This window comes from Moraxella sp. CTOTU47618, from assembly GCF_032017425.1.
GTDB lineage: Bacteria > Pseudomonadota > Gammaproteobacteria > Pseudomonadales > Moraxellaceae > Faucicola > Faucicola tetraodonis.
Genome location: NZ_DALZPW010000011.1, coordinates 41,772 through 53,455, shown reverse-complemented (window position 1 = coordinate 53,455; position 11,684 = coordinate 41,772). Strand labels below are relative to the sequence as shown.

General features: G+C 42.9%; 13 protein-coding genes. 7 read left to right on the top strand and 6 right to left on the bottom strand.

The window, feature by feature from the left end; genetic code table 11:
* Window positions 1-66: 66 nt before the first annotated feature.
* From RTS09_RS09125 to metX, 4 genes are all read right to left on the bottom strand, one after another.
* Window positions 67-1,173: an RNA-guided endonuclease InsQ/TnpB family protein gene (locus RTS09_RS09125; protein ID WP_312536309.1), complete on the bottom strand. Its 1,107-nt coding sequence runs from the start codon at window positions 1,171-1,173 to the stop codon at window positions 67-69.
* 247 nt (window positions 1,174-1,420) lie between these two features.
* Window positions 1,421-2,002 (bottom strand): tetratricopeptide repeat protein, encoded by a 582-nt coding sequence (locus RTS09_RS09120; RefSeq protein ID WP_062332625.1) that lies wholly within the window; start codon window positions 2,000-2,002, stop codon window positions 1,421-1,423.
* Window positions 2,003-2,361: 359 nt separating this feature from the next.
* On the bottom strand, window positions 2,362-2,970 hold the full coding sequence (gene metW, locus RTS09_RS09115) for a methionine biosynthesis protein MetW (protein WP_312536306.1): 609 nt from the start codon (window positions 2,968-2,970) through the stop codon (window positions 2,362-2,364).
* A gap of 45 nt (window positions 2,971-3,015) precedes the next feature.
* Window positions 3,016-4,182, bottom strand: coding sequence for a homoserine O-succinyltransferase MetX (gene metX / locus RTS09_RS09110; protein WP_312536393.1), 1,167 nt, complete (start codon window positions 4,180-4,182; stop codon window positions 3,016-3,018).
* Window positions 4,183-4,357: 175 nt separating this feature from the next.
* Between metX and RTS09_RS09105 the strand changes: the two genes are divergently transcribed.
* Together RTS09_RS09105 and hemH are read left to right on the top strand one after the other, a co-directional pair.
* Entirely contained in the window at window positions 4,358-4,777 is a 420-nt protein-coding gene (locus tag RTS09_RS09105) for a hypothetical protein (protein ID WP_312536303.1), read from the top strand.
* A gap of 82 nt (window positions 4,778-4,859) precedes the next feature.
* Window positions 4,860-5,879 (top strand): ferrochelatase, encoded by a 1,020-nt coding sequence (gene hemH, locus RTS09_RS09100; RefSeq protein WP_312536300.1) that lies wholly within the window; start codon window positions 4,860-4,862, stop codon window positions 5,877-5,879.
* Between the two features lie 170 nt (window positions 5,880-6,049).
* Here the strand turns inward: hemH and RTS09_RS09095 are convergent, their stop codons facing one another.
* A complete protein-coding gene (locus RTS09_RS09095) occupies window positions 6,050-6,304 on the bottom strand; it encodes a hypothetical protein (protein WP_188875149.1) in 255 nt (84 codons plus the stop codon).
* A 173-nt stretch (window positions 6,305-6,477) separates the two neighbouring features.
* Here RTS09_RS09095 and RTS09_RS09090 point away from each other — a divergent pair, with 173 nt between their 5' ends.
* The 4 genes from RTS09_RS09090 to RTS09_RS09075 all read left to right on the top strand — a co-directional run bounded on the left by RTS09_RS09090 (window position 6,478) and on the right by RTS09_RS09075 (window position 10,227).
* Complete coding sequence (locus tag RTS09_RS09090; protein WP_312116584.1) at window positions 6,478-7,101, top strand: PH domain-containing protein; 624 nt, start codon at window positions 6,478-6,480, stop codon at window positions 7,099-7,101.
* A 12-nt stretch (window positions 7,102-7,113) separates the two neighbouring features.
* Window positions 7,114-7,830: a M48 family metallopeptidase gene (locus RTS09_RS09085; RefSeq protein ID WP_312536295.1), complete on the top strand. Its 717-nt coding sequence runs from the start codon at window positions 7,114-7,116 to the stop codon at window positions 7,828-7,830.
* 170 nt (window positions 7,831-8,000) lie between these two features.
* Window positions 8,001-9,797 carry a M61 family metallopeptidase gene (locus tag RTS09_RS09080; protein WP_312536292.1) on the top strand — a complete coding sequence of 599 codons (1,797 nt, stop codon included), beginning with the start codon at window positions 8,001-8,003 and terminating at the stop codon, window positions 9,795-9,797.
* Between the two features lie 169 nt (window positions 9,798-9,966).
* Window positions 9,967-10,227 carry a type B 50S ribosomal protein L31 gene (locus RTS09_RS09075; protein ID WP_007117222.1) on the top strand — a complete coding sequence of 87 codons (261 nt, stop codon included), beginning with the start codon at window positions 9,967-9,969 and terminating at the stop codon, window positions 10,225-10,227.
* Window positions 10,228-10,370: 143 nt separating this feature from the next.
* Here the strand turns inward: RTS09_RS09075 and RTS09_RS09070 are convergent, their stop codons facing one another.
* Window positions 10,371-10,889 (bottom strand): RNA pyrophosphohydrolase, encoded by a 519-nt coding sequence (locus tag RTS09_RS09070; RefSeq protein WP_036596083.1) that lies wholly within the window; start codon window positions 10,887-10,889, stop codon window positions 10,371-10,373.
* Window positions 10,890-11,233: 344 nt separating this feature from the next.
* Here RTS09_RS09070 and RTS09_RS09065 point away from each other — a divergent pair, with 344 nt between their 5' ends.
* A complete protein-coding gene (locus tag RTS09_RS09065) occupies window positions 11,234-11,680 on the top strand; it encodes an OsmC family protein (protein WP_312536289.1) in 447 nt (148 codons plus the stop codon).
* Window positions 11,681-11,684: the final 4 nt, after the last annotated feature.

Sequence of the window (11,684 nt, the reverse complement as noted above, 5' to 3'; positions counted from 1 at the left end):
GCACAGCAGCCAAGGCAGCCAGCGCCATATCGGCATACCACATATACTGTTGACTTCCTCCCCTCCCTATCGTTCGGGGATTCCTTCTACAAGACGGTCAAGCCCGACCGCAAGAATGTTTTTACTGGCGTTGATATCTCTATCATGCCATGTGCCACACGATGCACAAGTCCATTCCCTTATTCCAAGCGATGTTCTACCTTTCGGACTGTTGGCGGTGATGTCACCGCAACACGAACACCGCTGGGTCGTGTATCGTTCATTCACGATTTCAAAACGGCAACCTGCGTTCTCGCATTTGTAGGTCAGTTGTCGTTTCAGTTCAAACCAACCTGCATCGTAAACCGATTTGGCTAGCTTGCCTTTTTTACTGTTAAATTGATTGGTTTTAACGTCACCAACTACAATTAGGGCGTTGTCTTTGACTAATTGGGTGGTGAATTTGTGAATTAGGTCTTGGCGTGTATGTTTGATTTTGGCATGGATTGCCTTGACACGTTGCTTGTTGTTGGCTCTTTGAGCAATCGCTAAATCTTTGGCATATTTGAGCGTTTGCTTGATAGTGAGTTTGTCACCGTTTGAGGTGGTGGCACTTTCCTTTAAACCTAAATCAATACCTACGCTACCTGTACCACAAGTGGTTTTAGGGTATTCTTTAACAGTGATACACGCATACCAACGGTTACGGCTGTCTTGGACAATTTCCAGCGTGTTGATTTGATATAGGCTAAGGTTGTAGCTGTCCCATAGATCAATGACTAGCTTTTGCCCTTTGGCTAGGCTTAGTTGTAAGGTGGATTTTAAGCCTTTTTTACCTGTGACATGGGTGGCAATATGCTTAATGGCAGATTGTTTAAATGGTAGCCAACCCAAGCTTTTACGCTTTGATGTTGGGTTGTTGGTTCGCCATGATAATTTAGCCTTTTTAAATTGTTTACGGCTTTTGGCGTGGGTTTCGTTGATGGCTTGGATGGTCTGACTGTGTAAGCCAAGTAGTTCACCGCTACCTTTGGTGTAGTCGTTTAGGTCATAAGCACTAAAGAACTTGCCAGTTTTTTGTAGGTGTCTGTAACTCAAATCATTGACATAATTCCACACGAAATTGACTGAACCGCTTAGGCGGTTTAATTGGTCTGCGTATTTATCTCGTATGCGTAACTTGAGTGTTTTCATGGGTTTATTTTAACACATTTAGCAAAATTTTGTGCGTAAGCATGGTTACGGAGTTGCCTTATATCCACCGCCTGAAGTCGGTGGTTTTACGGCAACACAGGATAAATGCGCGATTTCGTACAATCAATATGTGCCAAGCAATCTTGATTAATTTAACTCATGAAAACAAAAAACCCTAGTAAATACTAGGGTCTCAGAGAATTTAATGGCGAGCTTAACATTTAACCAAACATTCGTTGTATTAAATTTACTTGCTTTGGAACCAAGAATCCGCACGGCTACGTGCAGTGGCGATGTCTTGTGATGACAAGTTTAATGCCAATTGACCGATTTTGCTTTGCGCGCGGGTACGTACTTGGTCTGATAGCATACCGTCACGAGCTGCTAGGTCATACCATTTGTAGGCATCGACCAATTTCTTTTCTTTTTCATCTAGCATGGCTAGGGTATAGCTGGCACGGTTATCACCCAGTTTTGCCGCTTTTTCTAACCAATAACGCGCTTGCCCAGCATTAGGCTGCACGCCTTCGCCACGAATATACATCATGGCAAGATTTAATTGTGCAGGTGCAATGTCTTGTTTGGCGGCGGTGGTGTACCACTGGATGGCTTGTTGGAAGTTTTGCTGAATGCCGAGACCTTTTTGGTAGCGTTTGGCTAGGAAGAATTGGGCTTGTTGGTTGCCAGATTTAGCTTGGCTTAGTAATGCCATCGGTTCCATGCTGTCATAGCGTGAGCCATTGAGTGGAATATTGGCAACCAGTTCAGCGCTTGCAACGCCTGATAAGCTTAAAAATGCAGTTAATACGGTGACTTTTAATAATTTCATAACCAACTCCGAGTATCAAGCTGCAGCCATCGCAAGCTTGCCTAGGTTTAGATAAAATAAACTTAATAAATAGGTAAACGAATTAACAGAAAATCTTAAATTTTACAATGATTTAGCCATTCGTTATATTTTAATAGGATAACGCAATCTTTTGATTGTTTTAGGTTAACACTGTTTGCTTTGCGTTTCAAATATTTAAGTGAAAATGTAAACAGTTGTTACAATATTTCACAGGGGAAACAAAGACTTGCGACACTTGGTGTCGCGTAGGGCTTTACTTTTGTGAGATATTGTTAGATTAGACGATAATTTATCGGCTCACCAAATCTTCATAGGCATAGAATCAGCGATAAAATAGCTTAGTTTTTGGTAACCCGATAGATTGCCACATCGGCAAGTAAGTTGGGGTTTTTACGGATAATTTGTGCAAGTAGCCAAGGGTAGGGCTTTTCACTTTCTTGTACCGCAAAACGATCGATGATACGGATTTCATTGTCATGACAAAGTTTTTCAAAGTCTTTAAAGGTACACAAGTGAATATTGGGCGTGTTGTACCAAGCAAACGGTAACGCCTCAGACATTGGCATCATGCCTTTGATACCTAAGTGAATACGGTTTTGCCAATGCGCAAAATTAGGGAAAGTGACAATCACTTCTTTGCCAACCCGTACCATGTCGAGGAGTAGTTGGTCGGGCTCTTTAACCGCTTGTAGGGCGCGCGCCATCACCACCGTGTCAAAGCTTGCGTCGGCAAACCGCGCCAACCCATCATTTAAGTCTTGCTCAATGACGTTGACGCCTTTGGTAACACAGTCATTGATTTTAGTTTGGTCGATTTCGATACCATAGCCAAACACGCCCAATTTGTTTTGCAAATGCGCGAGTAAATCACCGTTGCCACAGCCTAAATCCAAGACTTTGGCATTGGGTTTGATCCAGCGTTCCGCAAGTTGATGGTCGATTTTCATTCAATTCTCGTTAAATCTAAAGTTAAATCCAAAATTAAATATAAGTTAGGCGGTTAAAAAATTAAATACCGAGTGACGATAGGTTGGAATATCAAACAAAAACGAATCATGCCCATACGCGGCATCGACATTGATATAGCTTACGGGTTTACCATTGGCAATTAGCGCATCTACAATTTCTTGCGAGCGCTCTGGGCTAAACCGCCAATCGGTGGTAAAGGATATAATTAAAAACTTACATTGGGTGTTTGCCAATGCCAACCGTAGCGCATCGGTATCAGTCAAACTATCATTGATACCGTCATCCTCAATCGCGCCACGCGCTGGGTCAAAATAATCTAGGGCTTTGGTCATCAGCAAATAGGTATTGGCATCAAAACGTTCACTAAACTGCTCACCTTGGTAGCGTAAATAACTTTCCACTTGAAATTCTACATCGTAGTTGAACATCAGCTTGCCGGCTTTCAAATCCCGTCCAAATTTCACCCGCATCGCTTCATCAGTGAGATAAGTGATATGACCGACCATACGCGCCAAAATCAAGCCGCGTTTGGGGATTTTGCCTTGCTCGATGTAGCGTCCTTCACAAAAATCAGGATCGGATAAAATCGATTGGCGTGCCACCTCGTTAAAGGCAATATTTTGCGCAGACAGCTTGGGCGTGCTGGCAATAATCACGCATTTTTTTAGCCGACTCGGATAGTCAATTGACCACTGCATGGCTTGCATGCCGCCCATTGAGCCACCAACAATGGCATGCCAGATGTCAATGCCCAAATAGTCAGAGAGCATGACTTGGGTTTTTACCCAGTCTTTGATGGTGACTAAGGGAAAATCAGGACCATACGGCTTGCCGGTTTCGGGGTTGGTACTGGTTGGACCCGTCGAGCCGTAGCAGCTACCAATGTTGTTAAGACACACCACAAAAAAATGTGTGGTATCAATCGCTTTGCCAGGACCGATAAAAGTATCCCACCAGCCTGCTTTTTTATCATCGCTACTATGATAGCCAGCCGCATGATGACTGCCCGATAGCGCATGACAAATCAATATCGCATTGGATTTATCGGCGTTGAGTTCGCCATAAGTTTCCACCATTAAATCAAAAAACGGCAGCGTGCGATTGCATTCTAACGTCAATGGGGTATCAAAATGAATTTTTTGCGGTGTGACGATACCCACAGATTTGCCACCAGATTTGGCAAAACTAATAGGATGATCGTCGTCAAAATTTTTGGGGACAGTCAATTCAGCTTCAGGTAAAATCTTGGCATGTGGTTTGTGTTGCTGTGTGCTCACCCGCTTTCTCACTAATTTTTGATTGATAACGCATTAAAAGTATAGCTATTGTAAGGGTTTATATGGGTTATCACAACTTGGAATTCAAATGCCAAATTTAGCATCATCACCCCACCATACACTCCTATCGCTCACGGGATTGGCGCTCACGGGATTTTTGGCATTGACGTATTTGGCGTTTCATCAGCCGATGTTTTATCAGGCAACAGCGGTTTTGGCTGCCAATGGTAGTAAAGCCACAAGCGACACGATGGTCAGCTATCATCACAGCCATCACCCCCTCAGCCATCCAAACAGCCACCAAAACCAACAACCCAGCCACCAAGCAAACGGTGAATCAGCTAGCAGCCCCTCACAAAACGCAATCTTTAAAAGTAAAAGTCCTGCTAAAAGTCCCATACCCTCTGAACAAAATTCCCGCCTAGTGGATGCGCTATTGGTGATGGGTGGGCTAGGTTGTCATGGATTCAAATATAGCTTAAAAAATGTAACAATTGAGCAATTTTAGGTGATTATCCGGTACGCGCACCCTAGTAAATATGCTAATCTTAACCCCACTTTTTTATGATTTTTTGGATTAAACACAAATTATGAAGCCAAGCAATCCACCTGAAATTGCCGTTGTCCTTGTGAATTTGGGAACACCCGATGCACCAACTGAAGCAGCGGTGCGCCGCTATCTCAAACAATTTTTGTCCGATCCGCGCGTGATTGAAATCCCGCAGTTTATCTGGCAAATCATCTTAAACTTGTTTGTGCTACGCAGTCGCCCCAAACGGGTTGCCCACGCCTATGCTAGCGTGTGGGATGGCGACTCCCCCTTGCGTAAAATCACGCTTGCCCAAGTGGACTTGTTGCAGCAGCGTTTTGACCAACAGCAACTGCCTTGCAAAGTAAGCGTCCATGCAGCCATGACCTATGGCAAACCTGCGTTAACAGATGTGCTATCGGCACTAACTGCCAAAAAAATAGAACAAATCGTGATGTTGCCAGCTTATCCACAGTATTCCGGTTCCACCACTGGCGCGGTGTTTGATGTCGTCGCCAAATGGGGGCTTAAGCAGCGTAATTTACCCAGCATCAGCTTTGTCAAAGATTATTTTGCCCATCCGCAATACATCCAAGCCTTGGCTGAGAGCGTCAAACGCTTCCAAGATGAACATGGCAAACCTGAAAAACTGCTATTGAGTTTTCACGGGATTCCAGAGCCATATGAGCAAAAAGGCGATCCGTATGCCAGACGTTGTCGCTGTACCGCAGCGCATTTGGCGCAAGTGTTGGGGCTTGAGCGTCATGAGTGGGAATGTAGTTTTCAATCACGTTTTGGTAAGCAAGAATGGGTCAAACCTTATACCGATGCCACCTTAACCGAGTGGGGCAAGCAGGGCATCAAGTCAGTACAGGTGCTGAGTCCGGCATTTTCGGCAGATTGCTTAGAGACGCTAGAAGAGTTGGCAGTCGAAAATCGACAGACATTCCAGTCCAATGGCGGTGGGGACTATCATTATATCCCTGCACTCAATGTGGATGCTGCGCATATTGACTTATTTGAATCACTGGCATTGCCACACGTGCAAGCGTGGCAACAAAATCTGCAAGGATGGTATTAAGACTTATTGTTAAAGCTTGGGCTTAAAGTGGATTATGAAGTAAATCGGGTTATTAAGCGCATTAATAGCGAGCCTTATTAACAACAAGCCAATAAAAAAGGTTGGTAAGTTACCAACCTTTTTGGCGTTTCTTTTTGACATTTAAATACAAAAAATTTTAGTACAGAAAATCAGTCTTTATAACTTTCATCTGCGGCATCAGGGTCAGCGATATCACTAATGGTCGGATAATGCTCTTCGCTAAAGCTATCTTCAACCAATAATTCATCAATCCGCTGCTCATCAATATTTTGGCGATGAATCGCGGTCAAACCACTTTCACCCGCTTCAATATGGCTTGATGACAAAGATTCATCATCCAATTGCACAGTAAAACTATCCGAATCAATATCGGTCAAATTGCTAGATGTTGGTTTGGCTTTCATTTTTGTTCCTTAATTTTCATTTATTGTTTATTATCAGTGTTATGTCGCTATCATAGCCAGTAATCAGCATGACATCTATGTTGCCAATGTGATATTTGTGTTATGTTATCGAAAACAGTTTTGCGCACAGACAGCGTTTTTAACAATTTTTATGGATAAAACAGGAAGTGGCTATGTTTAAAAATCTTGCCTCAGATGCATTGGGTTTGAGTGACATCGGTAAAATCATCCCACCGAGCCAGTTTAACCAAACCGATATTGATGACTATATTTTTCACGAAGATAACGAGCGCATTTATTTTGTGATTAAGTCAAAAATGGACGAATATTGCTTTACCAATGTCGCCTTTATCCACCTTGATGGGCAGTCGGCGACCAGTAAAAAACGCCTGCTAAAACGCTATCCGTACCGCAATTTTCAGCCCGCCAATATCATGATTGAGACGGCAGGCACGATGGATATGGACGCTGAGCTAAAATTTAGCTTGGGCGGTATGGCATTTTCGATTGATATCGACAAAAATCAAATCGAGCAAATCCGTGACATCTATAAGGTGCTGACTGCGATTAGCGAGCAGTGCAAACGCATTGCCCATGAAGAAACGGTGCTAGAAAAATCCTTTAATACCGTCACCAATATGTTTAGCTTACGCGAACTGTCAGAAAACGTGGTGCTTAATTTGCCTGATGTCATCAACCAAACTGTGGCACAAGTAGAAAATGCCTATGGCGAGCGTTTAAAGACCATTCGTAATTATGACTTTGGGGCGATTTTTGAGCATTATTTGCGTCAATAATTGCTAAAATTTATGCAAACTGTACTCACCGCCTACGCTGAGCAAGGTATCAAACTTGCGATTGAAAGCAAACGGGTCAAACATATCAACTTTCGTATCAAATCGATTGATGAAGCACCGTTTACCAGCTTGCTCAGCGTGTCTTATCCCATGCGTATGCCACAACACCTGCTGATGCAATCGCTTGAACATCGCCTTGCATGGGCAATCGACTGTCAGCAAAAACAACGAAAACTCAAAGAACTTAAAGCCAAAAAACCTGCCTATATCAATGATGTTAAAGATTTGGCAAATTTGACCCTTGAAAGCAACATTTATTTTGAAGGGCAAAAAATGACAGTGCAAGCCTTATTTGAACGCCACTTTGAAAACTCGGATTTTTCAAAAACGGATATTCCACGCACCTTAACGAGTCTTTATAAAGCTTGGCTTGGTCAATTTATCCAAAACCGCCAAGCGTTTTGGCAAGACAAAGTGGGTAAATCCGCCAGCAGAATCACGCCCTACACCATGAAAACGCGCTGGGGCAGTTGTAGCACCCAAGCCAAAACCATTCGCTTGTCCGTTTGGCTGGCGCAATTCCCGCCAGACTGCGCGGATTATGTGTTGGTGCATGAGCTTTGTCATCTGATTGAGCCCAATCATTCGGCACGGTTTTGGGCGCAAGTGGCACGAGTCATGCCAGATTATCAACTGTGGCATCAGCAATTAAAATTTGGCGAGCTGTAATTATTCAAGCGGTCACGATTCAAGCTTTAATTATTAAAGCCAAAAAAAAGCCATCTCGCTATGAGATAGCTTTTTGGTAGCCGTAAAAGTTGCAAATTCTTAAAATCTATCTGCTAAAATATAACCCTATTTCAATATTTAAATATAATCACTAAAAAAGCAGCTAAAAAATGTCCCAAATTCATTACCAATTCGATTTTAAAAAATTTCGTGAACATCTTGTCGATGTCACATTGACCTTTACCGCAGACCACGACAACCCCGTTATTTGGCTACCTGCTTGGATTGCGGGTAGTTATATGATTCGAGAATTTAGCAAACACATTACGGCAGTCACTGCCACCATTCATGACCCCAACGCCAAGAACAATCAACGGCTTAAAAAACTGGATAAAAACCACTGGCAAATCCACGCCAAACAAGGCGACCGCATTAGTGTCACTTATGAAGTCTATGCGTATGACTTATCGGTGCGTGGGGCGTATGTCGATGAAACTCGCCTGTACGGCAACTTCACCTCCCTAGCATTAGCGGTACAAGGGCAAGAAAACCAAGCGATTAAAGCCGAACTCATTTGCCCGCAAGACTTTTATGAGGTAAACGGCGTGGAAGTCAGCCTAGCCACCGCTTTACCCGAAAAAATGCACCAACAAGCCAAACAAACCATCTATCAGCTAACTGCCGACAATTATGAGCAACTCACCGACAGCCCGTTTGAAATCGCTGAGCAAGATGAATTTTGGTTCGATGTAGAAAGTGGTGAAAACACCATTCCCCACCGATTTGTGATTTCTGGCGTACACCACAGCGACCTTGAACGGCTAGAAACTGACCTTAGCAAAATTTGTCAAAGCTATGTCGATTGGCTGGGTGATACGCCGTTTGATGATTATCTGTTTATGACCATGGCAACTTCAAGCGACTATGGCGGACTTGAGCACCTTGCCAGTACCAGCTTGATTACCCCACGAGATGACCTACCCACATTTTTTGAACAAGCTGAGCCAAGCGAGAGTTATCAACGCTTTTTGGGCTTGTGTAGCCATGAATATTTTCATGCGTGGTGGGTTAAAACCGTGCGTCCCGAAGTTTTTTTAACCGCCAATTTTAACCAAGAGACTTACACCACCTTGCTATGGGTGTTTGAAGGCTTTACCAGTTATGTGGATGATTTTATGCTACAAAAAAGCGGGGTTATTTCGCAACATAGCTATCTAAAGCTACTTGCTGAACAAATCAATCGCTACTATCAAACCCACGGACGCGCCTTGCAAAGCGTGGCAGAGTCAAGCTTTGATGCGTGGATAAAACTATATCGTAGCGACGAGAACACCGCCAATGCCGGGATTAGCTACTACAACAAAGGCGCGCTGGTGGCGTTATGTTTAGACTTGACTTTGATAAACCATGGCAAACGTATTTTTGATGTGATAAAAGTTTTTTATGACAAAGCCAGAGCCCAAGATAATCGCCGTTTTGGTATGACGGACGCCAATCTAGATGACGTCATGAATGAATGCTTACCCAAAGAGGTTTGGCAAGATTTTAGAGCCAATTATATCGATGGCACGACAGAATTACCGCTATTTGAACTGTTGTCAGAACAGGGTGTGAGTATTGAACAAAAAGACGATGATATTACTTGGGGCATGAAATATATGAGCGAGCCTACTGGGTTAAAAGTGCAACGTGTTGTGCGAAATAGCCAAGCCGCCGCTGCAGGGATTTCTGCTAATGATGTCATCGTGGCAATTGATGGGTTAAAGGCGAGCGAAAAATGGCTCAAAGCCACTGCTAAAACCCAAACAATTAGTGAAGACCCTGCCGTGTGTCATGTCTTTCGCCGTGATGAGCTGCTGGTGCTTGAAGTGCCACCTGTGAGTGACGCGCATGTTAAACAACCGCAAACATGGACGCTGATAGCAGGCGATACGATAAAATTAGACCATTGGCTTGAATGGAAATAACTTGCAAAAACAATAGAAAACCTTTAAAATTCGGCTTCCAATTTTATCAATCCATCCTGTGTTGGCTTTAATCGGTTGGGTGTTTGGGTGAATTTTTAACAAAATAAACATTCACGCCAAGCATACTAACTGCAGACCAAAGGGCAGGATAATGACTAGAGACCTAACCATGCGCGCAGATATCCATCCAGCTTATCAAGAAGTTCTATTCCACGACACCAACGCTGACGTTTACTTTTTAACTCGCTCTACTATCAAATCAAAAGTAACTCGCGAATACGAAGGTAAAGAATACCCATACGTCGCACTCGATATTTCAAGTGCCTCACACCCATTCTATACCGGCGAACAACGTAAAACCCAAAACGAAGGTCGTGTGGCAAGCTTCAACAAACGTTTCGGCGCATTTGCAGGTCGTAACAAAAAATAAGTTTAATCGCTTATTATCAAAAACCCTTTGCGATTGCGAAGGGTTTTTTATTGGCTGGAATGGGGCAATACTGGCTAATCCCTAACAATACGCCGTAAAAAAGCTCACCGAAGTGAGCTTTTTTTGGATTTATTTGTTTAGGTTTAATAGGAATGAATTTTTACGTTTTTGGGTAGTAACAATTCTTTTTTGAGTGGCAACTGCGGTGATAACTCAAACAAGGCGCGGCGATATACATTACGTTTAAATGCCACCACTTGGTTAAGTGGATACCAGTAACTGACCCATTCCCATCGGTCAAATTCAGGTTTTGCCGTATCAAAACGGATATGTTCTACATTGTTCTCATCTAGCTGGAGCAAAAACCATTTTTGTTTTTGTCCAATACACAAAGGATATTGTCCTTGTCGTACAAAACGTTTTGGCAACCGATAACGAAGCCAATTTTGGGTTTGTGACAACACTTTGACATGCTGAGGATACAGTCCGACTTCTTCCCACAATTCTCGATACATTGCATCAAGCGGCGTTTCACCAAAATCAATGCCGCCTTGTGGAAACTGCCAAGCATCGTGACCCACGCGTTTTGCCCACAGTACTTGTCCGTGTGTATTTGCCAAGATGATACCTACGTTGGCTCGAAAGCCGTCTGCATCAATCATGACGATTACCTTCAATTTAATGGTTAAAATTGGCAGGCAATCACATTATCAAGTTTTTTGGGTCACAAGGTTTACACACATCCTTGCAGACCATTATTAAAGTTTTGGTCAATCAAATCATCGGGAATAAACCCATCTCTACCAACAGACGCTTATTTTATTATTTTTGCTAAAAAACATGGACAATGTAATCACTGCCTTTATTACCCACTATTAAACCAGTTTTTATGTCAAAAGTGTAATGTTTATTTGCTATAAATTGTTTCACGGACATAAAAAGCGCATAATATCGCTTGATTTTATACAAAATATTTTTTTAAAAATTATAAGCATCTGGGGGCAGTATGAAAGCAACGGTAAATTGGTTAAAAAACGAAGACATTAATTTTGAAGCTGTGACCGAAAACGGCAATAAAATCATCATGGATTCAACCGAAAAATTGGGTGCCAAACCCATGGAAATGGTTTTGATGGGTCTTGGCGGCTGTGCCAGTTATGATGTGGTCAGTATCCTGCAAAAAGCCCGTCAAGCGGTGAGCGATGTTGAGTGTCAGTTATCGGCTAAGCGTGCCGACACGATTCCTGCAGTATTTACTGATATTCATTTACATTTTGTAGTCAAAGGTAATGCTATCAAAGAAGCGCAGGTTAAAAAAGCCATCGAGTTATCGGCAGAAAAATACTGCTCAGCCAGTCGTATGCTAGAAAATGGCGGTGTCAAAATCACCCATGACTATGAAATCATTGATGATACCTCTAATGAAATGACTGATAAAACGGTTAAAGGGTAGGGAA